At 66.0% G+C, this 23449-nt stretch carries 25 protein-coding genes and 1 pseudogene; 15 read left to right on the forward strand and 11 right to left on the reverse strand.

Translation table 11 applies throughout. The features are described 5' to 3' along the window. Positions 1 to 3: 3 nt before the first annotated feature. The 4 genes from dmeF to ILT42_RS15395 all read left to right on the forward strand — a co-directional run bounded on the left by dmeF (position 4) and on the right by ILT42_RS15395 (position 2570). On the forward strand, positions 4 to 981 hold the full coding sequence (gene dmeF / locus ILT42_RS15380; RefSeq protein ID WP_204216502.1) for a CDF family Co(II)/Ni(II) efflux transporter DmeF: 978 nt from the start codon (positions 4 to 6) through the stop codon (positions 979 to 981). A gap of 155 nt (positions 982 to 1136) precedes the next feature. Continuing rightward, positions 1137 to 1457 carry a PAS-domain containing protein gene (locus ILT42_RS15385; RefSeq protein WP_204216503.1) on the forward strand — a complete coding sequence of 107 codons (321 nt, stop codon included), beginning with the start codon at positions 1137 to 1139 and terminating at the stop codon, positions 1455 to 1457. Continuing rightward, complete coding sequence (locus ILT42_RS15390; RefSeq protein ID WP_204216504.1) at positions 1458 to 2096, forward strand: GGDEF domain-containing protein; 639 nt, start codon at positions 1458 to 1460, stop codon at positions 2094 to 2096. Positions 2097 to 2099: 3 nt separating this feature from the next. Continuing rightward, positions 2100 to 2570, forward strand: a complete 471-nt coding sequence (locus ILT42_RS15395; protein ID WP_204216505.1) for an AAC(3)-I family aminoglycoside N-acetyltransferase — start codon at positions 2100 to 2102, stop codon at positions 2568 to 2570. 148 nt (positions 2571 to 2718) lie between these two features. Here the strand turns inward: ILT42_RS15395 and ILT42_RS15400 are convergent, their stop codons facing one another. The 5 genes from ILT42_RS15400 to ILT42_RS15420 all read right to left on the reverse strand — a co-directional run bounded on the left by ILT42_RS15400 (position 2719) and on the right by ILT42_RS15420 (position 5635). Further along, positions 2719 to 2913 carry a hypothetical protein gene (locus tag ILT42_RS15400; protein ID WP_204216506.1) on the reverse strand — a complete coding sequence of 65 codons (195 nt, stop codon included), beginning with the start codon at positions 2911 to 2913 and terminating at the stop codon, positions 2719 to 2721. Between the two features lie 79 nt (positions 2914 to 2992). Continuing rightward, a complete protein-coding gene (arsH, locus tag ILT42_RS15405) occupies positions 2993 to 3727 on the reverse strand; it encodes an arsenical resistance protein ArsH (protein ID WP_324617741.1) in 735 nt (244 codons plus the stop codon). After that, on the reverse strand, positions 3720 to 4787 hold the full coding sequence (gene arsB / locus ILT42_RS15410) for an ACR3 family arsenite efflux transporter (RefSeq protein WP_204216507.1): 1068 nt from the start codon (positions 4785 to 4787) through the stop codon (positions 3720 to 3722). Before arsB ends, arsH begins: the two co-directional genes overlap by 8 nt. Positions 4788 to 4797: 10 nt before the next feature. Then, on the reverse strand, positions 4798 to 5223 hold the full coding sequence (gene arsC, locus ILT42_RS15415; protein ID WP_204216508.1) for an arsenate reductase (glutaredoxin): 426 nt from the start codon (positions 5221 to 5223) through the stop codon (positions 4798 to 4800). A gap of 55 nt (positions 5224 to 5278) precedes the next feature. After that, positions 5279 to 5635 (reverse strand): ArsR/SmtB family transcription factor, encoded by a 357-nt coding sequence (locus ILT42_RS15420; RefSeq protein ID WP_204216509.1) that lies wholly within the window; start codon positions 5633 to 5635, stop codon positions 5279 to 5281. Positions 5636 to 6247: 612 nt separating this feature from the next. Here ILT42_RS15420 and ILT42_RS15425 point away from each other — a divergent pair. Further along, entirely contained in the window at positions 6248 to 7363 is a 1116-nt protein-coding gene (locus ILT42_RS15425; RefSeq protein WP_407664585.1) for a L,D-transpeptidase family protein, read from the forward strand. A 41-nt stretch (positions 7364 to 7404) separates the two neighbouring features. On the opposite strand, the gene ILT42_RS15430 is transcribed toward ILT42_RS15425, so the two are convergent. Then, positions 7405 to 8064, reverse strand: a complete 660-nt coding sequence (locus ILT42_RS15430) for a transglutaminase-like cysteine peptidase (RefSeq protein WP_204216510.1) — start codon at positions 8062 to 8064, stop codon at positions 7405 to 7407. A 295-nt stretch (positions 8065 to 8359) separates the two neighbouring features. Here ILT42_RS15430 and ILT42_RS15435 point away from each other — a divergent pair, with 295 nt between their 5' ends. The 8 genes from ILT42_RS15435 to ILT42_RS15470 all read left to right on the forward strand — a co-directional run bounded on the left by ILT42_RS15435 (position 8360) and on the right by ILT42_RS15470 (position 16414). Next, positions 8360 to 9085, forward strand: coding sequence for a cytochrome c biogenesis CcdA family protein (locus ILT42_RS15435; RefSeq protein WP_204216511.1), 726 nt, complete (start codon positions 8360 to 8362; stop codon positions 9083 to 9085). Between the two features lie 116 nt (positions 9086 to 9201). After that, positions 9202 to 9585: a hypothetical protein gene (locus ILT42_RS15440; RefSeq protein WP_204216512.1), complete on the forward strand. Its 384-nt coding sequence runs from the start codon at positions 9202 to 9204 to the stop codon at positions 9583 to 9585. Positions 9586 to 9682: 97 nt separating this feature from the next. Continuing rightward, positions 9683 to 10075, forward strand: a complete 393-nt coding sequence (locus tag ILT42_RS15445) for a FixH family protein (RefSeq protein WP_204216513.1) — start codon at positions 9683 to 9685, stop codon at positions 10073 to 10075. Continuing rightward, the gene (locus tag ILT42_RS15450; protein WP_204216514.1) at positions 10075 to 11556 is read left to right on the forward strand and encodes an efflux RND transporter periplasmic adaptor subunit; all 1482 of its coding nucleotides are present in this window, start codon (positions 10075 to 10077) and stop codon (positions 11554 to 11556) included. Before ILT42_RS15445 ends, ILT42_RS15450 begins: the two co-directional genes overlap by 1 nt. Further along, a complete protein-coding gene (locus tag ILT42_RS15455; protein WP_204216515.1) occupies positions 11553 to 14729 on the forward strand; it encodes an efflux RND transporter permease subunit in 3177 nt (1058 codons plus the stop codon). The genes ILT42_RS15450 and ILT42_RS15455 overlap by 4 nt, the downstream gene beginning before the upstream one ends. Positions 14730 to 14736: 7 nt before the next feature. Beyond that, entirely contained in the window at positions 14737 to 15204 is a 468-nt protein-coding gene (locus ILT42_RS15460) for a c-type cytochrome (RefSeq protein WP_324617742.1), read from the forward strand. A gap of 213 nt (positions 15205 to 15417) precedes the next feature. Further along, positions 15418 to 15759 (forward strand): hypothetical protein, encoded by a 342-nt coding sequence (locus ILT42_RS15465; RefSeq protein ID WP_204216516.1) that lies wholly within the window; start codon positions 15418 to 15420, stop codon positions 15757 to 15759. Positions 15760 to 15799: 40 nt separating this feature from the next. After that, positions 15800 to 16414 carry a class I SAM-dependent methyltransferase gene (locus ILT42_RS15470; RefSeq protein ID WP_204216517.1) on the forward strand — a complete coding sequence of 205 codons (615 nt, stop codon included), beginning with the start codon at positions 15800 to 15802 and terminating at the stop codon, positions 16412 to 16414. 3 nt (positions 16415 to 16417) lie between these two features. Here ILT42_RS15470 and cueR read toward each other — a convergent pair whose 3' ends face one another. Further along, positions 16418 to 16906 carry a Cu(I)-responsive transcriptional regulator gene (cueR, locus tag ILT42_RS15475; RefSeq protein ID WP_204216518.1) on the reverse strand — a complete coding sequence of 163 codons (489 nt, stop codon included), beginning with the start codon at positions 16904 to 16906 and terminating at the stop codon, positions 16418 to 16420. Positions 16907 to 16939: 33 nt separating this feature from the next. Next, entirely contained in the window at positions 16940 to 19468 is a 2529-nt protein-coding gene (locus ILT42_RS15480; protein WP_204216519.1) for a heavy metal translocating P-type ATPase, read from the reverse strand. 265 nt (positions 19469 to 19733) lie between these two features. Between ILT42_RS15480 and ILT42_RS15485 the strand changes: the two genes are divergently transcribed. Both ILT42_RS15485 and ILT42_RS23295 read left to right on the forward strand, forming a co-directional pair. Next, complete coding sequence (locus ILT42_RS15485; protein ID WP_204216520.1) at positions 19734 to 19880, forward strand: hypothetical protein; 147 nt, start codon at positions 19734 to 19736, stop codon at positions 19878 to 19880. Between the two features lie 621 nt (positions 19881 to 20501). Continuing rightward, positions 20502 to 20735: pseudogene (locus tag ILT42_RS23295) on the forward strand (DNA methyltransferase); the annotation flags it as partial. Positions 20736 to 20844: 109 nt separating this feature from the next. Here ILT42_RS23295 and ILT42_RS15490 read toward each other — a convergent pair. The 3 genes from ILT42_RS15490 to ILT42_RS15500 all read right to left on the reverse strand — a co-directional run bounded on the left by ILT42_RS15490 (position 20845) and on the right by ILT42_RS15500 (position 23394). Continuing rightward, entirely contained in the window at positions 20845 to 21072 is a 228-nt protein-coding gene (locus tag ILT42_RS15490; RefSeq protein WP_204216521.1) for an SEL1-like repeat protein, read from the reverse strand. Between the two features lie 104 nt (positions 21073 to 21176). After that, positions 21177 to 21428, reverse strand: a complete 252-nt coding sequence (locus ILT42_RS15495) for a hypothetical protein (RefSeq protein WP_204216522.1) — start codon at positions 21426 to 21428, stop codon at positions 21177 to 21179. 10 nt (positions 21429 to 21438) lie between these two features. Beyond that, entirely contained in the window at positions 21439 to 23394 is a 1956-nt protein-coding gene (locus ILT42_RS15500; RefSeq protein WP_204216523.1) for a ParB/RepB/Spo0J family partition protein, read from the reverse strand. Between the last annotated feature and the right edge of the window lie 55 nt (positions 23395 to 23449).

The raw sequence follows: 23449 nt of genomic DNA on the forward strand, positions 1-23449 counted from the left end.
CCGATGCACGGTCATTCCCCCGACACCTTGCAGCATGAACACGTGTTCCTCGGCGACAACCACGAGCGCAACGAGCGCCTGACCTGGTTCGTGATCGCCCTGACCGCCACCATGATGGTGGTCGAGATCGTTGCCGGCACGCTCTACGGCTCGATGGCCCTGGTGGCCGATGGCTGGCACATGTCCACGCATGCGGCCGCCATGCTGATCAGCGCGCTCGCGTACTTCTACGCCCGCCGTCACGCCCGTAACCCGCGCTTCACCTTCGGCACCGGCAAGCTCGGCGACCTCGCCGGCTTCGCGAGCGCGATCATCCTGGCGCTCATTGCCCTGCTGATCGGGTGGGAGAGCCTGCTGCGTCTCGCCAACCCGATCCCCATCGACTTCACCCAGGCCATCGCCGTGGCGGTCATCGGCCTCGTCGTGAACCTGGCCAGCGCCTGGCTCCTCAAGGATGATCACCATCATCACCATGGGCATCACGGGCATCATGACCACGGCCACCACCATGACCACGGCACGCACCATGGGCATCACCATCACCATGCCGGTGGACGCGACAACAACCTGCGTGCCGCCTATCTGCACGTCCTGGCGGACGCCTTGACCTCCCTTCTGGCCATTGCTGCCCTGCTGGCCGGTAGCGCCTATGGCTGGCTCTGGCTCGACCCGTTGATGGGCATCGTGGGCGCCCTGGTGATCGCCCGCTGGTCGTGGGGCCTCATCCGCGATGCCGGGGCCGTCCTCCTCGACGTGATCCCCGAGGGCGAGGACCTCCCGGACGAAATCCGGGAGGCACTTGAAGGCGACGGCGACCGGATCACCGACCTGCATGTCTGGCAGGTCGGGCCCGGGCACCACGCGGCGATCATCTCGGTGGCAACTCCGGCTCCCAAGACGCCGTCGGCTTACAAGGACCGGCTGACCCATCTGCATGAACTCTCGCATGTGACCGTCGAGGTTCAGCCTCTGCCGGCGTGACCGGAGCTTGGTCTGCAGAGACGACGTCAAAGCTTGCCGAGAGATGTAGCCGCTATCGGAACAAAGCCGGGGAGGGACAATTCCGTAGTGGACCGGCTGCTTGCAGCTTGGCAATGAAACCTGTGTTCCTTGTTCCCATGTGCCCATAAACCTCGATGACCGTGTTTCCCTCAGACCTTGACGATGAAACCCACCGCTGTCTTGCGGAGGCCCTGACGGAGAGCGGACAAGCGATCTCCCTCTATGATGCCGAGGACCGGCTCCGTTTTGCCAACAAGACCTACCGAGAGCTGTTCATGGGGGATTATGACGGCCCCCTGACGTTCAACGACATCCTCCGGCATGCGGCCAAGCGCGGGCTCGGGGTGCGGATCGACGATGACATCGAGGCCTTCATCGCCCGGACCTTGCCCCGGCGTAGGAGCGTACCCAGGAAGGCGTTCGAAACCGACCTGGTCAATGGGCAGTGGTTCTAGATGGACCACACGATACTGCCAAACGGCTGGGTGCTGTCGGTCGGGGCTGACATCACGACCCTGAAGCACAACGAAAAGACCTTGCGGAAGGCGCACGAGGAGGCTCTCGTCGCCGCGCGGACCGACCAGCTCACGGGCCTACCGAACCGTCGTCACATCCTTGATCTGCTCGACGAGGCGCTGGTGGCCGCCAAGGCTACTGGCTCCGGACTGTGCGTGGCCGTCATTGACCTTGACGGCTTCAAGGCCATCAATGACACCCATGGGCACGATGTCGGCGATGCTGCTCTCCACCACTTTGCCTCCGTCTGCCAAGCGAGGGTGCGGCCCCAGGACGACGTGGGCCGGACCGGGGGAGAAGAGTTCCTGATGCTCCTGCCGGAGGTCAGGCTCAACGCGGCCGTGCGCATCGTCGACCGGGTCCGGGAGGCATTCCCTCCGGCCTCCCTCAGGAATGGCGAGCTCGAATTGCTGTACACCTTCAGCGCTGGCGTCACCGAGGCCCTGCCGCACGACGACCGCAGCTCCATCCTCTATCGTGCGGACCGTGCCTTGTATGCGGCCAAGGGAGAGGGGCGGAACTGCACCAGGATAGGCTTCGAAGAAGTGACCCGGCAGGGGACGCCGCGCTATACGTAGGCGATGGCCCTTGCATCCACCATCCTCCGCCTTGCGCCTACGGACATCCCGCTGTTTCGCAAGCTGAATGTCCTGTTCGGCGATGCCTTCGTCGACCGTGAAACCTATGGTGCCGAGCCGCCCAGTGACGTTTACCTGGAGAGCCTGCTCGCGAAAGAGCACGTTGTCGCCCTCGTTGCGGTGGCGGGCGAGGAGGTTGTCGGAGGCCTCGTCGCCTACGAACTCGACAAGTTCGAGAGGGCACGGCGCGAGCTGTACATCTATGACCTTGCCGTGAGCGCGGACCATCGATGGCAAGGCGTCGCGAGCGCCCTGATCGGGCACCTGCGCGAGATCGCCGCCCAGCGTGGCGTTTGGGTCATCTACGTTCAGGCGGACTACGGTGATGACCCAGCCATCGCGCTGTACGAGAAGCTTGGAATACGCGAGGAAGTGCTGCATTTCGACATCCGGGTCGAGCCAGCGCCTCTTTAGCCGGAACAACACGGAATGCCCTCAAGACGCGGAGGCATCACATGAGCTTGCGTGTGGTCCAGTTCCTCGCGGTCGTGCTGACAGCTCTCGCCTTTGTGCCGGCTGGAGCGCTACATCGAGGAGAGATGAGGCAAGGGTCGAGTGTCCCCTATGCGCCACCGATCTCCTCGATAACGACACCTGTCCCGCCGCAGATCGGGCATTCCTTGTCGCCAAGCTTCCCGGTGCCCTTGCACTCCCGGCAGACATTCTCGCCCGCTCCTGGAGTATCCAGATCGGCTTGGTCCCCGGGATTGAGCTTCGGCTTGTGGGAGTGATCGTCACCTGACTTCTGGTCAGACATGGCCCTGGCTCCTGCAAACGTCCGTTGAGGCAACGCCGCGAGGAAGCCAAGGTTGCCCGTCTGGGCTTGCCAGGCGGTTCTACTCGGCCGCCTTGACCTCGTGCCTCATAGCTTCCGCGGCGATGCGCTTGGCATTATTCTCCGCCGCCTCCTTGCGCTCACTATAGCGGTCGGTGAGGTAGTCGGAACGGTCGCGGGTCAGGAGCGTGAACTTCACCAGCTCCTCCATCACGTCGACCACGCGGTCGTAGTAGGAGGACGGATTCATCCGCCCGGCCTCGTCGAACTCTTGGAACGCTTTCGCGACCGAGGACTGGTTCGGGATCGTGACCATGCGCATCCAGCGCCCGAGCACCCGCATTTGATTGACTGCATTGAACGACTGCGACCCACCTGACACCTGCATCACGGCAAGCGTGCGGCCTTGCGTGGGACGCACGGCCCCGACGGAGAGCGGGATCCAGTCAATCTGAGCCTTCATTACGGCGCTCATGGCGCCATGCCGTTCCGGGCTGCACCAGACCTGGCCCTCGGACCAGAGCGACAGCTCCCGCAGCTCCTGCACCTTGGGATGGTCGCTGGCGGTGGCGTCCGGCAGCGGCAGTCCGTGCGGATCGAACACACGCGTCTCGGCGCCGAAGTGCCGGAGCAAGCGCTCCGCCTCGAGGGTCAGGAAACGGCTGTACGAGCGCTCCCGCAGGGAACCGTAGAGCAGGAGGATGCGGGGTGGGTGCGTGGACGGTCGCCTCGGTTCCAGCTTGCCGAGGTCCGGCACGTCGAGGACCGAGAAGTCGATGTTGGGAAGGTCACTCACCGGCGGGGATCCTCCGTGCAGAAGGTGTCGCCTGGCGGGCGCCGCGCTCGTACCAGCCCTGGCTGCGGTTCACGATCCAGACGACCGAGAGCATCACCGGCACCTCGATGAGGACGCCGACCACGGTTGCGAGAGCCGCCCCGGAGTTGAACCCGAACAGGCTGATGGCGGCAGCGACGGCAAGCTCGAAGAAGTTGCTAGCCCCGATCAGGGCGGATGGGCCGGCGACGCAGTGCTGCTCGCCCGCAACCCGGTTGAGCAGGTATGCCAAGCCGGAGTTGAAGTAGACCTGGATCAGGATCGGCACCGCCAGCATGGCGATGATCATGGGTTGCGCCAGGATCTGCTCGCCCTGGAAGCCGAACAGCAGCACGAGGGTGGCGAGCAGTGAGACCAGCGAGAGCGGCTGCAGGATCCGCAGCAGGCCGGTAAGGGCCGCTTCACCGCCCTGGGCAATCAGGCGCGAACGCAGGAACTGGGCCAGGATCACCGGGATGACGATGTAGAGCACAACCGAGAGCAGCAGCGTGTCCCAAGGCACGGTGATCGCCGACAGCCCGAGCAGCAGCCCGACGACGGGTGCGAAGGCCACGACCATGATGACGTCGTTGAGGGCCACCTGTGAAAGCGTGAAGTGCGGCTCGCCCTTGGTCAGGTGGCTCCACACGAACACCATCGCCGTGCAGGGCGCTGCCGCCAGAATGATCAGGCCGGCGATGTAGGAGTTGATCTGGTCGGCGGGCAGGTAGGGCTTGAACACGTACCCGATGAAAAGCCAACCGAGCGCCGCCATCGAGAACGGTTTCACCGCCCAATTGATGAACAGGGTCACGCCGATGCCGCGCCAGTGCTCGCGCACCCGCCCGAGCGAGGCGAAGTCGATCTTGATCAGCATCGGGATGACCATGAGCCAGATCAGGGCCGCCACGGGCAGGTTGACCTTGGCGACCTCCAGCGCGCCAACGGCCTGGAAGAAGCTGGGGAAGACGTGGCCGAGAGCGATGCCGGCGACGATGCACAAGGCGACCCAGAGGGTCAGGTAGCGTTCGAACACGGACATGTGGAATCCTTCAGGCGGTGGCGGCGCGCCGACCGTGCGCGTCGACGACGATCTCGCCGTCCTCCTTGTGGAACTCGCCGAGCGGCGGCGGCAGGAGGTCAAGGACGGCCTCGGACGGACGGCACAGGCGCACGCCGTTGGGGCTCACCACGATGGGGCGATTGATCAGGATCGGGTGCGCCATCATGGCATCGAAGAGCTGATCGTCGGTCAGGCTAGGGTTGTCGAGGCCGAGCTCCTTGTAGGGCGTGCCTTTCTCGCGGATGACGTCGCGGACCGGAACGCCCATGCGCTCGATGAGCTGGCGCAGCAGGAGCCGGGTCGGCGGCGTCTGCAGGTACTCGATGACATGCGGCTCGATGCCGGTGTTGCGGATCATGGCCAGCGTGTTGCGGGACGTGCCGCAGTCAGGGTTGTGGTAGATGATAACGTCCATGGGAGAGACCTCAGGCCGAGCAGGAATTAGCGGGTAGCAGGATGATGCGGAGCCGTCATCCATCAACGGTTTCCTTAGGTGGGCAGCAGGGCGTCAGGGCATCGATCAGTGGAGCGCATAAGTCGGGATGGCCACCGCAACAGTCCTTGAGCAGGAAGGTCACGACCTCACGCAATCGGTCGAGGTCGGCGCGATAGATGATCGAGCGGCTCTGGCGCTCGGAGCGGACCAGTCGCGCGCGTGACAGAATGCCAAGATGGCTTGACATGGTGTTGTGGGGGACCGCGAGCTCCCGGGCAATGTCGCCTGCTGGCAGACCCTCCGGCTCGTTCTTCACCAGCAGACGGAAGACGTCGAGGCGGGTCGGTTGGGCGAGGGCCGCGAGGGCCAGAATGACATTCTCTGATTCCATATATCGAGACTTATGGAAATGTCGTCACCTAGTCAAGCGTTAGCCTGCAGTCTCGCGCATCGGTGTCGACGGTCACGCCTTGGGGGGCGCCTGCCCGGCTCAGGGTTCGGAGTACCGGCACTTCCCGTGGGCGGCCAAGAGCTCAATGATCCAACACTCAGAAACCTGACGGTTCTCGCAGGCGACCATGTCCTCCAGCTCGTCCCACAAGGCGGACAAACGGGCGATCCTGTCGTTGACCGCAGCGAGGTATGCCTTGGAAATCTCGTGGGTTTCACCGCATAGTGCTTGGCGCCTTCCTCGTTGCTCCGGCCGCGGTTGCCGGGATTGTGCTCCCTGCGGCGCGGGTTGCATTCTCGGGCCAAGTCCGCATCGAGGAGGAACGTCCGCGCTGGATCGGCCTGTCCCGTTAGCTCGCCAAGACGCCGGCCGTCCGCGACCGCCCTGTGGATCACGCGTAAGCCGGAGCTGGGCGCCTCAATCCTGCCGGACTTCCCGGCAACTTCTCACTCGGATCGGCGATGCCTGCGGTAAGGCGGGCTGGACGCCGGCCACTGAGGAAACGGGGAACTGTCCGGCGCAGCATCGGGCAGACAGAATGCGGGGATCCCCCTGATGAAGCGTATCGTATTGGCCGCGGGCCTTGTGCTCGCGCTCGCCGCCTGTCAGGGCGAGAACATGTCCACGCGCCACTTGGCGCCGATTCCGCCCGCCACCATGGCGCTGATGGCCAGCAAGGGCATGTCGCAGAACGACCCGATCCTGATGCGAGCCTTCAAGAAGGAATCCGAGATTGAGGTCTGGAAGCGCGGCTCCAATGGCCGGTACGCGCTCCTCAAGACTTACCCGATGTGCCGCTGGTCGGGCCAGCTCGGGCCCAAGACACGCGAGGGCGACCGCCAGGCACCGGAGGGTTTCTACACGGTCACACCCTCGCAGATGAACCCGAACTCGCAGCTCTACCTGTCATTCAACCTCGGCTACCCAAACGAGTACGACCGCGCCTATGGCCGGACGGGGTCGCACCTGATGGTGCACGGCTCGTGCTCGTCGCAAGGGTGCTTCGCCATGACGGACGAGGCCATCTCCGAGGTCTATGCGCTGGCGCGGGAGGCCTTCGCCAGCGGCCAGCGCGGCTTCCAGTTCCAATCCTATCCGTTCCGCATGACGGCGGAGAACTTGGCCAGGCACCGCCTCGACCCGAACATTGCCTTCTGGAGGAACCTCAAAGAGGGCTCCGACTACTTCGAGATCGCCAAGGACGAGCCGCGCGTGTCCGTCGCCAATCAGCAGTATGCCTTCAGCGGCGATGCCTCGGTCATGGCCGCCGTCGCGCAGAAGCGGCAGACCGACGATCAGCAGGTGACTGCGTTGGCGGCCAATGGCGTGCAGCCGGTCAAGCTGGTCTACGCCGACGGCGGGCAGCATGAGAGCTTCCGGCAGGCGCTGTACGGCGATGCGGGGCAGGGTGGTTCGCTTGCGGTCGACGCCAGCGCCCGCAAGCGCCTCGGCGACATCAGCCGTCCCGAGGCCCTGGCCGCCGGTCCGCAGGAGGTCGTCCTCACCGCGAACAGGAAGCCGCGGGGGGCTTCGGCTCCGATGGCCTATGCTTCACAGAGGTCAGGAGCCGCGCCGCAGGCGGGCACGGCGTCCGAGCCGGCAGCCCAAGCCGTGGATAGCCAAGGACCTTCGGTGTTCGGTCGCATGCGATCGTTCTTCGGAGGCTGATCGCCGCGACAGGTCAGCCGGGGCTTCTCCGCGGCTCCGGCTTACTGGTTCGCCGTTATGGTCGGCGACGTCCGGCCACCGAGCGAGGCCCAGGCCGTGCCCGTGTCGCCCTCGCGCTTCACGTAGGTGTAACCCGTCTGGTGCCAGGGCAGGATGGCGTTGCGCTTATTGTCGAGGATGAGATCGCCCCGGTCGGTGCGGACCATCATCACGGCATGTCCGGCACCTTCCTCGTCGATCACGACGGTCATACGAAGCGCACGGCGCGGGAAGCCTGCCTCGACCAGCTTCCTGCGCTTGACGAGCTGGTAGTCCTCGCAATCGCCGTAGCCGTCCTCGGCGAAATCCCAACGGTCCTCGATGCCCCAGTGGTCCTTATCGGTCTTGGCCTTGATCTCCACGTTCACCTCCCGGTTGATGCGCTGGAGGGTCTGCCACTCCTTCGCACCTAATTGGACGGTGGCAGGCTCCGAGACGTCGACGGCGCATTCGACCGTGTTCTGCTCGCAGAAGCGGACCCAGCCCATGATTGGCTTGGCGGCACCGCGCTGGGCCACCGGCTGGGAGGCGGTCGGCAGGGCGGCGACGGTCTGCGCCTGCGCTGAGGCAGCGGGGGCGGACAGGGCCAAGAAGGCGGCGAGACAGGGAGCGTTCCTGGAAAAAGGCCGAACGTTCAGAAGCCCGAAGAGAGGTTGCCGCATTGCCCCCGCCGATGTGTGCCATTAAGGATTTGTTCAACTTTGTTGGCACAGTGGAAATGGCGGGTTCAAGGCAAAAGTTAAACAAGAGTTAACGGAGCGCGCCCGGTTTCGTTCCGGAATTTGGTCAGTCATGCCGAGCCCACCGATGACAGGATTGTGTTGGGACCCGTGCCCCGCGCCACATTGACGTCTGGTGCGCCGGCAGGCACCCCTCGGTGCACCAGCCCCGATTGAGGGCAGACTGGCAACAGTCGCTGGCGTTTGGCCCGACGGCGGCAGGATGGATCGAGGACCCATGCTTAGCGTCTCCCTCCCAGTCGCCATGCTCGGCGGCCTCATTAGTTTCCTGAGCCCGTGCGTCCTGCCGCTGGTGCCGCCTTACCTGTCGTTCCTCGCCGGCACGACGTTTGACCGGCTGAACGCAGGCGACGGCGCCGTGCGTCGGCGGGCGGTTCTGGCCGCTCTCGTGTTCGTGGCCGGCTTCTCGACCGTGTTCGTGCTGCTCGGCGCGACCGCCTCGGCCCTGGGTCAGGCGATCCGCCAACATCTCGACATCCTGAGCACCGTCGCCGGCATCGCCATCATCGTCATGGGGCTCCACTTCCTCGGCGTCTTCCGGATCGGGCTGCTTCACCGCGAGGCACGGTTCAACGTTGAGAAGCCGGTCGGGCTCAGGGGCGCCTACGTCATGGGGCTTGCCTTCGCGTTCGGCTGGACGCCCTGCATCGGCCCGGTCCTAGCCGCGATCCTGACCATGGCGGGGTCCGAGCAGAGCGTGGTGCAAGGCGCCTTTCTCCTTGCGGCTTATTCGGCGGGCCTCGGCGTTCCGTTCCTGCTCACGGCCTTCGCCATGAAGCCCTTCGTGGCGCTTCTCAAGCGCATGCGCTCCCGCTTCGGCATGGTTGAGAAGGCTATGGGCGTCCTCCTCGTTCTGACTGGAGTCGCGTTCCTGAACGGGTGGATCACCAACATGTCGTATTGGCTCCTGGAGACTTTCCCGGCCCTCGGAGCGCTGGGCTGAGCCGCCTCAGTCCGGGTGGTGCGGCGGCTCGGCCAACGGCGCCGGAGCACGATTTGTCACGGGCTCGTGAGGGCGCCGCACTTTTCAATCCCGGATTCGTGTGAGAGGTTCGCTGCATGAAGCCGTGGCTCGCCATCACACGTCTGCTCTCGATCCTCGCGATCCTGGGGCTCGTGCTCGCCCCGTTCACCGCGCCCGCGGTGGCCGGCGGGATGGCCGCGCCCATGGCGATGACGGACACCGGGATGGACATGGCGCCCCCTGGCGATGGCATCGCCATGGCGGAGATGCCGTGCTGTCCGCCCGAGCAGCCGGCCGTCCCGGATTGCCAGAAGGCTTGTCCGTTGGCGACCCTGTGCCTTGCCAAGATCGCCCAAGGCATTGCGCCTGTCAGCGCCGTGCCGTCCCGGTTCAGCATCGCCCGTGCGCTCCTCGCTGGGAATGATGCAAACCTGGAGACGCTGGATCCGATCCCGCCTCCGCGGCCTCCACAAGCCTGAGATCAACACCGGCCCGAGGGCCGGACGCTGCCGCGCGGCTTCCGCCGCGCCAGGGCAGGCGGCTTGCCGCCTCCGTTGTGCTCAGGAGAACTCCACAATGAAATCATCCGTGCTTTCGCGCGCCATCGAGGCGGCGCTGCTTGGCCTTGCTGTCGCGGCGCCCGCCTGGGCCGACGCCGCTGATTATGAGTTCCAGCTCGTTCAGAGCGAGATACCGCAAGGCGAGACCGTCGTGGCCGTCCGGCTCGTCGACAGGCGCTCGGGCCAAGCGATCCCGGATGCGGTCGTCTTCGCCAAACGCATCGACATGGCTCCGGATGGGATGCCGACGATGACGTCGCCCATCGATCTGGTGCCCTCGACCGAGCCGGGAACCTACCGGTTCAAGACCAACCTGAGCATGGAAGGCGGCTGGCAGCTCTCGCTCGCCGCCAAGGTGCAGGGCGAGACCGGTACAGTCGTCAACAAGCTCGCTCTGAGGGCGCAGTGATGAGCCGGACCGCATGGACTGCCGTGATCCTCGTCGCGCTGGCAGCGGGGGGCGGCGGCTATTGGGCCGGACAGGGTGAGTTGAAGCTGCCGGCACCTGATGCTTCGTGGATCGGCCTGCCGGGGCTCATCGAAACGGCACGCACCCGCTTGGGTCTGGGTCAACCAGCGCCCGCACCGGCGAGCAAGCCCGCACCCAGCGGCCCAATCGTTTACTACCAGGATCCCGACGGGAAGCCCTTCTACTCGCTTGAATCGAAGCGGACCGAGGATGGGCGGGTCTACCGCCCGGTCCATGCCAGCCAGGACGTGAGCTTCGACGACAAATCGATGGCGGCTGTGGAGGCTGCCCCCGTTCAGGGGCAAGGCGGCAGGCGCGTGCTCTACTACCGCAACCCGATGGGGCTGCCGCACACCTCCCCAGTGCCGAAGAAGGACTCGATGGGGATGGACTACATCCCCGTCTATGAGGGCGAGGACGACGGCTCCACGGTCACCGTTTCCTCGAGCAAGCTCCAGCGCACCGGGGTCCGGTCCGAGGTGGTCGAACGGCGCAGGCTGGAGCTGCCGGTGCGCGCGCCCGGAACCCTCGCCGAGGACGAGCGCCGCATCTCGGTGGTCTCCGTCCGCTCGGAGGCTTTCATCGAGAAGGTCGAGAACGTCACGACGGGTGACCATGTCCGCAAAGGCGAGCCGCTGCTGCGGCTCTACTCGCCCGAGATCGCGGCCGCTGGCGCCCAGTACCTAAGCACGGTAACGGATGGGGGCGCCCAGCCCGGCGGGCGCCTGGTGTTGGACGGCGCACGGCGGCGCCTGGAGAGCCTTGGGGTCTCGGCCGAGGTGCTCGCCGAGATCGAGCGCACACGCCGGGTCCCACTCACCATCGCCTGGACCGCTCCGCAGGATGGCGTGGTGGTGGAGCGCAACGTGTCGGACGGCATGCGGGCGATGGCCGGCGACGTGCTCTTCCGTATCGTCGACCACTCGGTGATGTGGGTGCTGGCCGATGTGACGGAGCGCGAGCTGGCCCTGATCCGTGAGGGCCAGTCGGCCACTGTCCGGGTCCGGGGTTTCCCGGGCCGTGAGTTCGCCGGGGCGGTCGCCCGCATCTACCCGCACTTGGCCGCCGAGACCCGGACCGCCCGCATCCGCATCGAGTTGGCCAACCCGGGCGGAATCCTGCGTCCGTCCATGTATGCCGACGTCGAGTTTGCCGCCGGCCCGCAGGACGCCATGGTGGCGGTGCCGGACAGCGCCGTGATCGACACCGGCACGCGCCAGGTCGTGATCCTCGACAAGGGCGACGGCCGGTTCGAGCCGCGCGAGGTCAAGGTCGGCGTGCGGGGTGCCGGCTTCACCGAGATCCGGGACGGAATCGCCGTGGGTGACCGGGTGGTCGTGTCGGCAAACTTCCTCATCGACGCCGAGAGCAATTTGAAGGCCGCCCTGCAGGGCATGGGCTCCCCGGAGGCGAAGCCATGATCGCCCGCGTCATCGCCTGGTCGGCGCGCAACCTCCTGCTGATCTTTATCGGTGCGGCGTTCGCCGTCGCGGCGGGCGCCTATGCGCTGCGTACCCTGCCGCTCGACGCCATTCCCGACCTCTCCGACGTGCAGGTCATCGTCTACACCGACTACCCGGGGCAGGCTCCCCAGGTCGTCGAGGATCAGGTCACCTATCCGCTGACCACCTCGATGCTGACCGTGCCCAAGTCGAAGGTCGTCCGCGGCTTCTCGTTCTTCGGGGTGTCGTTCGTCTACGTGATCTTCGAGGACGGCACGGATCCGTACTGGGCCCGCAGCCGGGTGCTCGAATACCTGAATGCCGCCTCCCGACGCCTGCCCGCGGGCGTGACCCCAAGCTTGGGTCCGGACGCAACCGGGGTGGGCTGGGTCTATCAGTATGCGGTTGTGGCGAAGGAGATGACCCTGGCGGAGCTGCGCTCGCTCCAGGACTGGGTCGTGCGCTATGCGGCGTCGAAGGCCGAGGGCGTCGCCGAGGTCGCGAGCGTCGGCGGCTTCGTCAAGCAGTACAACGTGGTCGTCGACCCCCGCCGCCTGCGGGCGCAGGGCATTTCGCTCCAGAAGCTCCGCGACGCCATCCGCACCAGCAACATGGATGTCGGCGGACGCACGGTCGAGCTGTCTGAGTTCGAGTTCATGGTCCGTGGCCGCGGCTATCTCAAGAGCATCCAGGACATCGAGGCCATCGTTCTCAAGACCGAGGTGGGCGTCCCTGTCCGTGTCGGCGACGTGGCACGCGTCGAGCTCGGGCCAGACGAGCGCCGCGGGGTCACCGAGTTGAATGGGGAGGGCGAGGTCGCGAGCGGCATCGTCCTGCAGCGGTTCGGAGCGAACGCGCTGAACGTGATCGACAGCGTGAAGACCCGACTGTCCGAGATCGCCTCCAGCTTGCCTAAAGGAGTGGAGATCGTTCCCGTCTACGACCGCTCGCAACTGATCAACGACGCCGTCGCGACGCTCAAGACCACGCTCATCGAGGAGAGCATCGTCGTCGCGCTCGTGTGCATCGTGTTCCTCCTGCACGTCCGGAGCGCGCTTGTTGCCATCCTGATGCTGCCCGTCGGCATCCTGATGGCGTTCGGCGCCATGAGTCTCATGGGGCTCGGCTCCAACATCATGAGCCTCGGCGGCATTGCCATTGCCATCGGCGCGATGATCGACGCGGCCATCGTCATGATCGAGAACGCCCACAAGCACCTGGAACGGGCGCCGAAGGACAAGCCCCGGGTCGAGATCCTGATCGAGGCGGCGAGCGAGGTCGGGCCGGCCCTGTTCTTCAGCCTCCTGATCATCACCGTGTCCTTCCTGCCGATCTTCACGCTGGAGAGCCAGGAGGGCCGCCTGTTCGGCCCGCTCGCCTTCACCAAGACCTTCGCTATGGCGGCGGCGGCCCTGCTGTCGGTGACGCTGGTCCCGGCCCTGATGGTGATCTTCGTGCGCGGGCGGATCGTCCCGGAGCACCGCAATCCCATCAACCGCCTGCTGATCTGGATCTACCGACCCGTGATCTGGGTCGTCCTCCGGGCCAAGACGCTGACCATCCTCGTGGCGCTGGTCGCGCTGGCTGCCACCGTCTGGCCGGCACGCCAGCTCGGCTCGGAGTTCATGCCGGACCTGGACGAGGGCACGCTGATGTACATGCCGACGACCCTACCGGGGCTGTCGGTGACCAAGGCGGCGGAACTGCTCGCCACGCAAGACCGGATCATCAAGTCGTTCCCGGAGGTGGCCTCCGTCTATGGCAAGGCCGGGCGGGCCCTGACCGCGACCGATCCGGCGCCGACGGAGATGTTCGAGACGATCATCAACCTGAAGCCGAAGGGCGAATGGCGGCCGGGGATCACCTTGGCGAGCCTGAAGGCCGAGATGGACCAGGTCCTCCAGTTCCCTGGCGTGTCGAATGCCTGGACCATGCCGATCCGTGCCCGCATCGACATGCTCTCGACGGGCATCCGCACGCCGGTCGGCATCAAGGTGTTCGGCACCGACCTCGCCGAGATGGAGAAGACGGCCCGCCAGGTCGAGGCCGTGGTCAAGGCGGTGCCCGGCACCACGAGCGCCTACGCAGAGCGGGTGATCGGGGGCTACTACCTCGACGTCGTGCCTGACCGCATCGCCCTCGGCCGCTACGGCCTGACCATCGGCGACGTGCAGGACGTGATCTCGACGGCCATGGGCGGCGAGGTGGTCACGACCACTGTCGAGGGACGAGAACGCTACGGCGTCACTATCCGCTATCCGCGCGACCTGCGCTCGGACCCGCGGGCGATCGCGACGGAGGTGCAGGTGCCGCTGCCCGCGGGTGGCACCGTGCCGCTTGGCGAGGTGGCAGAGGTCAAGCTCACCCGGGGCGCCACCTCGATCCGGACGGAGAACGGGCAGCTTGCGATCTACATCTTCGTCGACATCGCCGGACGGGATCTCGGCGGCTACGTCGCCGAAGCCCGGCAGGCGGTTGCCAACGAGGTGAAGCTCCCGGCGGGCACCTTCGTCCAGTGGAGCGGCCAGTTCGAGTACCTGGAACGGGCTGAGGCCCGCCTGAAAGTGGTCGTGCCGGTTACGCTCCTCATCATCTTCCTGCTGCTCTACCTCAACTTCCGCCGGATCACCGAGACGCTGATCGTTATGCTCTCGCTGCCGTTCGCCCTGGTAGGCGGAATCTGGCTGATGTGGTGGCTTGGGTTCAACATGTCGGTCGCGGTGGCGGTGGGCTTCATCGCGCTCGCCGGCGTCGCCGCCGAAACTGGGGTCGTCATGCTGATCTACCTCGACCAAGCACTGGAGCACCTGAGGGCCGAGCGAGCCGCGCAGGCACGTCCGTTCACCCGGGCCGACCTCTACGAGGCGATCATGATCGGCGCGGTGGAGCGCGTGCGGCCGAAGATGATGACAGTGGTCGCGATCATGGCGGGCCTGATGCCGATCCTGTGGAGCACGGGAACAGGTTCGGAGGTCATGCAGCGGATCGCAGTGCCGATGATCGGCGGCATGGTCTCGTCAACCCTGCTCACCTTGATCGTGATCCCGGCGATCTACGGTCTCGCCAAGGGACGCGGGCTTCCCAAGCAGGCTGACGCCGGGACCCGCGCCACCGATATGGGTTCGGCGGAAGGCAAGCTGGCTGCGGAGTGATCAGGCCGTGACACCTAACATCATCGGCAAACCACGACAGGTTGTGCTCCTGGCCGCAGCGGTAGCATTGGGAGGCGCGGCTGTGCTCGGGTACCGATCCATTGCTCCCACGCGTCCCGAGGACAGCGCCCAGATTGCCTTGGGGCACAACTTGTACGGCCAGCATTGTGCTTCCTGCCACGGCGCGAATCTTGAGGGACAACCGAACTGGCAGGAGCCTCTGCCGAACGGGCGCCTGCCCGCGCCGCCCCACGACGCGTCCGGCCACACGTGGCATCATTCCGACGACGAGCTATTCACGCTCACGAGGGATGGGCTGGCCGCTGTCGTGCCCGGGCATGAGAGCGACATGCCGGCTTTTGCCGGCGTCTTGTCCGACGAGGAGATCCGGGCTGTCCTGGCCTTCATCAAGAGCACGTGGCCCGAGAAGGAGCGCGAATACCAGGCAGCCCGGACCGAAGCTCGAAAGCAGTGAACCCGACCTGCCAGCCCAGTTTGACGCGGGTGTTTGCGGCACGCCCTACGTGGCCCGCCATTCGCGAGAATCGCACGGCTGGTCTGGTCGATCCGTGCTAAGATGCCAGGCATTCCTGAGGCGGTACGGCATTCTCGAACCAACGCGGGCCCGACTCGAGGGAAGGAGATGGCAGGCCGTCACGGTGGGGGCATCGGTTTTCGGGAGGAAGCGATGAAGTATCCCTCTCTTGCCGGATTGGCCGGATTGATGGCCATGACGATGATGGCAGCCATCACATCGGTGCAAGCCCAGTCGGCCGGCGGTTCGATCCGCGCCTCTGAAATTACCCGCGCCCTCAAAGGAAAGGTCTGCACGTCCAGGGTGGGCGCCACCTTCGAGTTCGGGAAAGACGGGCACTACGCCTATGATGGGCTATGGACCGATCACGGCCATTACCGCATCCACGATGGCGCGGTCACGATCATGCTCGACAGCGGGCTGGAGAAGGACTTCGCGATTTCGCGGCGGAACGGGATCCTCTTCATGGAGGACACCGCGGTCTCATGCGCATGACCGGCGCCAATGAAGGCCGCAACGAGGTAGGGGAGCCAACGTGGGATTCTATAACGACGTCTTGCTGCCCCGCCTCCTCGACCGTGCAATGCGAAACGAGGAACTCGTTCGGTATCGCCGCCGGACCGTTGGGGCGGCCCGCGGCCGCGTTTTGGAAGTCGGCATCGGATCCGGCCTGAACCTTCCGTTCTACGGCAGCGGCGTCACCGAACTCATCGGCCTCGAGCCGTCGCGGGTGCTCATCAAAATGGCTTCGCAGCGGGCCAGGGCGCATGACAAGGCAGTCGCGTTTCTACCTGGATCCGCCGAGGCGATCGCGCTGGAGACGGACAGCATAGACGCGGTCGTGACCACCTGGACAATGTGCTCGATCCCGGATGCCAGGGCGGCGCTCGCCGAGATGCGGCGGGTGCTCAAGCCCGGCGGCGAGCTCCTCTTCGTCGAGCATGGCCGGGCGCCCGATCCCTGGGTCGTGCGCCTCCAGGACTGGCTCACTCCCGCCTGGAGGCCGCTCGCCGGCGGCTGCCATCTCAACCGTCCGATCGCCGCTCTCATCACTGGGGCCGGCTTCAGGATGAACGACCTGCGGACTGACTATGCGCCCGGGCCGAAACCATTCACGTTCCTGTACGAAGGGCGGGCGACGCCTACCTGACCGCTAGCCACGGGCTCCCTTGCTGGCGGCGCCCCGGCGCGCCGGCTGCAGGCCGGACGCTCCGAACCGCGGAGCTGGTCGATGGTCGCTTCCATGGCCCCCATCATCGTTTGCCAAGCCCTCGATGATCGGGCACTCGGGCCGCTCGTCGCCATGGCAGTGCTTCGCGAGATGCCTGAGGGTCGCGGCCATTTCCTGCAGCTCGCGTGCCTTGCGCTCGAGGATGTCCACGTGCTCGAGGGCGATCCGCTTCACGTCCGTGCTTGCACGGTCCCGATCGCGCCAGAGGGCGACGAGTTCCGAGATCTGCTCGACCGAGAAGCCTAGGTCCCGGGCCCGGCGGACGAAGGACAGCGTGTTGACGTCGTTGTCTGAATACACGCGGTACCCCGCTTCGGTGCGGACGGTCTTTGGGATCAAGCCAATCGACTCGTAGTAGCGGATCATCTTGGCCGAGACGCCCGAGGCCTCGGCGGCCTGTCCGATGTTCATGGTGTTCCTCCCCTCAATTAGATTGATGTGTGATCAGCTCGTGGCGAGAGCGGCTGCGCTCGGCTGGCTGGCGGGATCTGCGGCCGGAGCCTGGAAGGCCCGCAGCCGCAGGGCGTTGCCAAGGACAAAGACGCTCGAGAGCGCCATGGCACCGGCCGCCACGATCGGCGACAGCAGCGTCCCGTCGACCGGATAAAGCACACCGGCCGCGACAGGGATCAGCACCACGTTGTAGGCGAAGGCCCAGAACAGGTTCTGCTTGATGTTGCGGATCGTGGCCTTCGACAGGGTGATCGCGTTGGCGACGCCCCGAAGGTCGCCCGACATCAGGACCACGTCTGCGCTCTCGATGGCGATATCCGTGCCGGTGCCGATGGCAAGCCCCACGTCCGCCTCGGCGAGGGCAGGGGCGTCGTTGATGCCGTCGCCGACGAAGGCCACCTGACGTCCGCCCTCGCGCAGCCGCTTGACGGCCGCGACCTTGCCGTCCGGCAGGACCTCGGCCACGACCTCGTCGATGCCGACTTGGCGCGCGATGGCCTCGGCGGTGCGGCGGTTGTCGCCGGTGATCATCGCCACTTTCAGCCCAAGGGCATGCAGGGCGGCGATCGCCTGCGGAGTCGACGGCTTGATTGGGTCGGAGACAGCGATGATCGCGGCCAACCTGCCGTCGATGGCGGCATAGAGCGGGCTTTTGCCCTCACCGCCCAGGCGGTCTGCGGATGCGGCGAAGGCCGCCACGTCGTAACCGAGCTTCGCCATATAGCGGTCGGCGCCAACTTCTACCCTGCGGCCCTGAACCGACGCGGAGACGCCATAGCCGGGCAGCGCCTCGAAGCCATCCGCGGGAGCAACGGTCAGGCCGCGGCCGTTGGCAGCCTCCACGATCGCCTCCGCAATCGGATGTTCAGAGCGGGTCTCGACCGCCGCCGCCAGAGCGAGAACCTCGGCCTCGTCGAAGCCGGAGGCAACGATCAGGTCGGTCAGTTCGGGGCGGCCCTTGGTGAGGGTGCCGGTCTTGTCGAGCGCCACTACCTCGACGCCCTTCAGGCTCTGGAGCGCCTCGCCTTTGCGGAAGAGGACGCCGAGTTCCGCCCCGCGGCCGGTCCCGACCATGATCGAGGTCGGCGTGGCGAGCCCCATAGCGCACGGGCATGCGATGATCAGCACCGCGACGCCATTCACCAAGGCGAAGCTAAGCGCCGGCTCGGGCCCGAGGACCAACCAGACCAGGACCGTAAGGGTGGCCGCCGCCATGACGGCGGGTACGAACCACGCTGTCACCTTGTCGACGAGCGCCTGGATCGGAAGCTTGGACCCTTGCGCCTGTTCGACCATGCGGATGATCTGGGCCAGCACAGTGTCGGCACCGACCTTGGTCGCCCGGAAGGTGAAGCTGCCGGTCTTGTTGATCGTGCCGCCCACGACCTCGGCGCCCGAGCCCTTCTGCACGGGCACCGGCTCGCCGGTGATCATCGACTCGTCCACGAAGGACGATCCCTCGACCACTTCTCCGTCGACCGGGACCTTCTCGCCCGGACGAACCTGCACGAGATCCCCGGCGCGAACCTGATCGAGCGGGACCTCGACCGTGTTGCCGTCACGCACGACGCGGGCGGTCTTGGCCTGCAGGCCCATCAGCCGCTTGATCGCCTCGGAGGTGCGCCCCTTGGCCTTGGCTTCGAGCGTACGGCCCAGCAGGATCAGCGTGACGATCACGGCCGCCGCCTCGTAGTAGACGTTCACGGTGCCGGCCGGCAGGACGGAGGAGGCGAAAGTCGCCACGACCGAATAGCCATAGGCCGCCGCCGTGCCGAGCGCCACGAGGGAATTCATATCCGGCGCAAGACGTAGCAGGGCAGGAATGCCCTTCCGGAAGAAGCGCCGCCCGGGTCCGAACAGGACGAGGGTCGTCAGCATGAATTGGATGATCCAGCTCTCCCGGTGGCCGATGGTGTCCATGATCCACTCGTGGACGCCCGGGATGAAGTGAGAGCCCATTTCAAGGGCAAAGACCGGCAGGGTCAGGATCGCAGCCAGGGCGAGCGACCGCTTCAGGGCGCCGTATTCCCGTTCCCGGCCCTCCCGCTCCCGGTCGGTCGCAGGTTCGGCGCCGACGCGACGGGCCTCGTAGCCTGTGTTGCGGACGGCCTCCTCAAGAATGGCCAGGCTCGCGACGCCGGCGAGGTGGCGGATCGTGGCCTTCTCGGTCGCGAGGTTGACGTTTGCGTCGATCACACCGGGCGCGGCCTTGAGGGCTTTTTCGACCCGGCCCACACAAGAGGCGCAGGTCATGCCCCCGATGGCGAGCTCGGTCGTTTCCTCGGGCACCGAATAACCGGCGTTTTCGATGGCCTGGGCTGCCCCAGCTGCATCAGCCGGGCCATGGAAGGTGACCTCGGCGCGCTCAGTGGCGAGGTTCACGTTCGCCACTGCGACGTTCGGCAGAGCCTTCAGGACTTTCTCGACGCGACCGACGCACGAGGCACAGGTCATGCCCTCGACAGGGAGAGAAAAGGTCGCTCCGTTGTCATTGTTCCGCTTTGCAGTGGCGGTGGCCATCGCAGGATCTCCTTGGATTACTCGACTAAGGAGAGGTGTAATCCTTCCAATAGTGGGAAGGTCAAGCGCCGGTTTCAAGCCACATACATTCCGGGGCTGCTGTCCTGAAAGCCTCGTCGCGGGGTGAGATGCGGCTATGGTCCTGGCATGGATGCCCCGGCCTGGACGCGGTCATCCACGTCTTCCCGGCCGTCCCGGTGTCCGCAGCGGTCGAGGTGGGCCGCACCTTGGTGCCGAAGGCTGACCTGGCAAGGCTCCCGAGTTCATGAGCCCGGCGGAGAAAGAGAACGCGGACGTGATCGAGCGGAAGGCCGCCGTAATCCTTGGCGAGCGCTTCGAGCCGCGCGACGATGAGATTGCCCGGCGGCTCGCCTGCGGCGAAATCGAAAACGATTACGAGACGCCGTTTTGATCAATCTCGTCTGTGGATGCCGCCCTTTGCAGCTGGACGGCGGTCGACGCGGATGCCACGCTCCAGAGTCACTCCCCACAAAGCGACTGTTGAATGCAAACGAGCCTGTTCCCCGGCCTCACGATCCCGTCGACGAAGCGCAAAGCGCCGAAGCTGACCGCCAGCGTGCACCTGCCGGGCCATCCCGATTACCGGCCGTACTTCGACCCAGAGATGGTCGCCCGTCATGGCATGCCCGAGAAGGTCGTTTTCGACGGCGGCCGCATCGTGCTCCATCGCGGACGCAACGAAGCGATCATCGAGGCCATCGAGGACGAGGTCGCGATCGTCACCGATCCACCCTACGGGATCGACTTCAAGAAAGGCGTGTCAGGCAAGGCCGCGAAGGGCCGCACGAGCCTGCGCCGGCTCGCCACCGTCGATAAGCCGATCCTGGGCGACGACAAGCCGTTCGACCCCGCGCCGTTCCAGCGCTTCGACTTCGTGCTCCTGTTCGGGGCGAACCACTACATGTCGCGCCTGTGGGACGGCGGCAGCCTGCACGCCTGGGACAAGACCGGCGGCGGCAAGGGTCCGAAGGATTCTTTCTCGGACGTCGAGATGCTGTGGCTGAACCGGCCGATGCGGAAGAGCCACGTCTTCCACCATCTTTGGAAGGGCGTGTGCCAGGCGAGCGAGAAGGGCGAGCGGCGCTATCACCCGAGCCAAAAGCCGATCGCCGTCATGGAATGGTGCCTGGGCTTCGCGCCCGAGGGTCTGACCGTGGTGGACCCGTTCATGGGTGCCGGATCGACCGGCGTGGCCGCCGTGCGGCAGGGGAGGCGCTTCGTCGGAATCGAGGCAGACCCGGGGTATTTCGAGCTGGCCTGTGCGCGGATCGAATACGCCCTGCGCGAGCGCGACGGCGCGAGCGCCGAAAATGCAGAGCCTCCGCTGTTCGACTTCCCGTCGACAGCGAAGGTCGTCAGTAGTCCTGAGCCTGCCGAGCCCGCTGGGTCCAGCGCTGCGCCGCAGCCGGATCGCGCTGAACGCCGTAGCCCTGCTCGTAGCAGCGGGCGACTTCCAGCATCGCGTCCTGGTCCTCGCAATCCTCGGCCAGGAACTGAAGCTCCTGGAAGTAGCGGACGGCGTCCTCATCCCGATCTCGCGGATGCGCCAGGGCGGCCGCTGCTGCGTAATCTTCGTAGTCCATGTCATGCTCCTCTAGGTCGTCCCGGTGAATGGTGGCGAGCCGGGACTGTCACGCCCCGGCCCGCTGCTGGTGACAGGCCAGGAGAGCTCCCATCACCAGACAATCTAGATGCATCCGACACTGGCGTTGCGCAGCATGATGACGCCCATCCGCCACGTCACGGCGTAAGTCCGTCCGTCCGCCGCAGCGCGATGAAACCGGCCTGCGGTACCGGAAGCGAGCATGGCCCGCTTCACGGCCTCGGCGGTGAGCCGCGCGACCTGCGCGGCTCCGGAGCGATCCGACCAGACGAGCCAGTCGCGCCGTTCTCTCTTCGCTTTCCACCTTGCGATGGCAAAGGCTTGGGCCTTAGTCATGACCTCGCCCTCACTCCGCCGCCATCGGGAAGCGCTCCTCCCGCTGGCTCATCGTCTCGACGCCCCGCGTCCGCAGGATCGCGGGAAGCCAGCCGGTTCCGGCGACGCGCTTCTGCGCCGCCTCGGCCATCGCCTGCTTCTTCATCGTGGCGAGGTTCTCCGCAGCCGCTGCGGACACCGCCTCCTCCACAGCTTGCGCGATGCGGGGCTTCGCGACCCGACCGAAATACGTCGACGCGGTCGGCTCCCACCACTGGGTCATGTCCAGCGCCAGCGCCTCCGCGAGAACGTCGGCGTTCTTGGTCGTGGTCCGGCTCCGGTCATGGGGCTGCTGCACCGCCATCACGGTTTGGCCCGCGCAGTGAGCCAAGAGGCTCATCAGGCTGTCATGGTCCAGCCCCGCCACGAAGGTCCACAGGTCGGGCGCCTTCTCGGGCAGCTGCTTCTTCCACGCTTCGTGACGATCTGAGACGATCCGCGCCGCCTTGGTGTCCGCGATCCCGTCAGCATGGCTGGCGAGGTAGCCGGTCAGCGGCTTGAGGTCCAACACCGACGCGTCTGCGTAGCTGTAGAAGAGCCGGCTCGCCATCGCGTGAACGACCGCGATCAGGGCCACGTCCGGGTTTTCTCCGAGCGTGAGCCGGAGAGCTTGCGTCCGGTGCGCCGTCAGTTCTCCGACGAGGCGGTCCGACAGGGGCTTCATGCCCTCGTCCTCGGGCTCGTCCTGCTCGTCCGCTTCCGGCGCGTCTCCTTCCCCGTCGGCGTCCTCCTCTCCGATGCCTTCCCCCCTGGCGGGGCGCTCCTGGCTGACCTCGTCCTCGGGCCGCACGTAGCCGCGCTCGATGCGGAGGTTGCCGTCATAGTCCAAGCAGACGATGACGCCCGCGCGCTTGCAGTCCTGCGCGTCGTAGGCGAAGCCCTTCTCCTCGAAGCTCTCGATCAGCGCCTCCAGCTCCGACATGCGCAGATCGACCGCATCCGGCAGCTCCTCGGCTCCCTCGTACTGCTCCGACAGCTCGTTGTACTCGGCCTGGACCATCTCCTGCGCGGCCTGATCCTCCTCCGACAGGGCGACCGGCTTGCGTTGAATTCGCCGCATCCGATTGCCGTGCGGGAACTCCAACTGCGGCTCGACCCATTTCCAGCCTTCCTCCTGGCCGATCTGGACCGCCGCCTCGGTCAGCTTCGCGTCGACGAGACGGTCCAGCAGCGCCACGTCTTCGCAGTAGATGCCGTCTCGGTCCGAAAACAGGTCGCGGACTACGGTGCCGCCAGCCGCCTCGTAGGCCTCGACGCCCACGAACCTGACGCGCTTGTCACTCGCCGGAACGTGCCCCTCGGTCAACATCCTGCGGATCGTGTAGGCTTCCATGTTGTAGCCGCCGACGAGGCGGCCATAGACCTGCTCCTGCCGTTCCTGGTCGTCCGTCACGGCGAACGCCATGAGCTGCTCGAGGGTGAGCTCCTCCTCCCGGTAGGCCTTCATCAGGCGCGGCGACACGGCTCCCAGCCGCAGCCGCTGCTGCACGACGCGCGGCGTCACGCCGAACCGCGCGGCGATGTCGTCGACGGACAAGCCCTGCTCGTCCTGCAACTTCTTGAACGCCTCGTACTCGTCAGCTGGATGCAGGCGCTCGCGCACGACGTTCTCGACCAACGACAGCTCCTCGGCCTCGCCCTGCGCGATCAGGCACGGGACCTCGAACGCTTTGGGGATGCGCTTCTCCTTCGCCAGCCTCTTGAGAGCGGCGAGGCGGCGGCCGCCGCCGATGACGTGGTACTTGCCAGTCTCCGCGCCGTCGCCGTCGACGACAGGCATGACGGACAGGGACTGTAGGAGGCCGTGCGCGGCAATCGAGGCGCAAAGCTCGTCCAGGCCAGCCGTCACGTTCGTGCGGCGCACGTTCTGCTTCGACGCGACAAGCTTGGTGAGCGGGATGGTCTGGATGATCGTGGTGGCCGTCATGGTTCTCTCTCCGTTTGCTGCCGAAGGCATGACCCTTGGCATGCCTTCCGGAGGC

The organism is Microvirga pudoricolor, from assembly GCF_016892705.1.
In the GTDB taxonomy this organism is placed as follows: Bacteria; Pseudomonadota; Alphaproteobacteria; order Rhizobiales; family Beijerinckiaceae; genus Microvirga; species Microvirga pudoricolor.

Excerpts from the sequence above, each read along its gene's own strand:
- dmeF (WP_204216502.1), top strand. The coding sequence starts at position 4 with ATGCACGGTCATTCCCCCGACACCTTGCAGCATGAACACGTGTTCCTC.
- ILT42_RS15385 (WP_204216503.1), top strand. The coding sequence starts at position 1,137 with ATGACCGTGTTTCCCTCAGACCTTGACGATGAAACCCACCGCTGTCTT.
- ILT42_RS15390 (WP_204216504.1), top strand. The coding sequence starts at position 1,458 with ATGGACCACACGATACTGCCAAACGGCTGGGTGCTGTCGGTCGGGGCT.
- ILT42_RS15395 (WP_204216505.1), top strand. The coding sequence starts at position 2,100 with ATGGCCCTTGCATCCACCATCCTCCGCCTTGCGCCTACGGACATCCCG.
- ILT42_RS15400 (WP_204216506.1), bottom strand. The coding sequence starts at position 2,913 with ATGTCTGACCAGAAGTCAGGTGACGATCACTCCCACAAGCCGAAGCTC.
- arsB (WP_204216507.1), bottom strand. The coding sequence starts at position 4,787 with ATGTCCGTGTTCGAACGCTACCTGACCCTCTGGGTCGCCTTGTGCATC.
- arsC (WP_204216508.1), bottom strand. The coding sequence starts at position 5,223 with ATGGACGTTATCATCTACCACAACCCTGACTGCGGCACGTCCCGCAAC.
- ILT42_RS15420 (WP_204216509.1), bottom strand. The coding sequence starts at position 5,635 with ATGGAATCAGAGAATGTCATTCTGGCCCTCGCGGCCCTCGCCCAACCG.
- ILT42_RS15430 (WP_204216510.1), bottom strand. The coding sequence starts at position 8,064 with ATGCGGCAACCTCTCTTCGGGCTTCTGAACGTTCGGCCTTTTTCCAGG.
- ILT42_RS15435 (WP_204216511.1), top strand. The coding sequence starts at position 8,360 with ATGCTTAGCGTCTCCCTCCCAGTCGCCATGCTCGGCGGCCTCATTAGT.
- ILT42_RS15440 (WP_204216512.1), top strand. The coding sequence starts at position 9,202 with ATGAAGCCGTGGCTCGCCATCACACGTCTGCTCTCGATCCTCGCGATC.
- ILT42_RS15445 (WP_204216513.1), top strand. The coding sequence starts at position 9,683 with ATGAAATCATCCGTGCTTTCGCGCGCCATCGAGGCGGCGCTGCTTGGC.
- ILT42_RS15450 (WP_204216514.1), top strand. The coding sequence starts at position 10,075 with ATGAGCCGGACCGCATGGACTGCCGTGATCCTCGTCGCGCTGGCAGCG.
- ILT42_RS15455 (WP_204216515.1), top strand. The coding sequence starts at position 11,553 with ATGATCGCCCGCGTCATCGCCTGGTCGGCGCGCAACCTCCTGCTGATC.
- ILT42_RS15465 (WP_204216516.1), top strand. The coding sequence starts at position 15,418 with ATGAAGTATCCCTCTCTTGCCGGATTGGCCGGATTGATGGCCATGACG.
- cueR (WP_204216518.1), bottom strand. The coding sequence starts at position 16,906 with ATGAACATCGGACAGGCCGCCGAGGCCTCGGGCGTCTCGGCCAAGATG.
- ILT42_RS15480 (WP_204216519.1), bottom strand. The coding sequence starts at position 19,468 with ATGGCCACCGCCACTGCAAAGCGGAACAATGACAACGGAGCGACCTTT.
- ILT42_RS15485 (WP_204216520.1), top strand. The coding sequence starts at position 19,734 with ATGAGCCCGGCGGAGAAAGAGAACGCGGACGTGATCGAGCGGAAGGCC.
- ILT42_RS15490 (WP_204216521.1), bottom strand. The coding sequence starts at position 21,072 with ATGGACTACGAAGATTACGCAGCAGCGGCCGCCCTGGCGCATCCGCGA.
- ILT42_RS15495 (WP_204216522.1), bottom strand. The coding sequence starts at position 21,428 with ATGACTAAGGCCCAAGCCTTTGCCATCGCAAGGTGGAAAGCGAAGAGA.
- ILT42_RS15500 (WP_204216523.1), bottom strand. The coding sequence starts at position 23,394 with ATGACGGCCACCACGATCATCCAGACCATCCCGCTCACCAAGCTTGTC.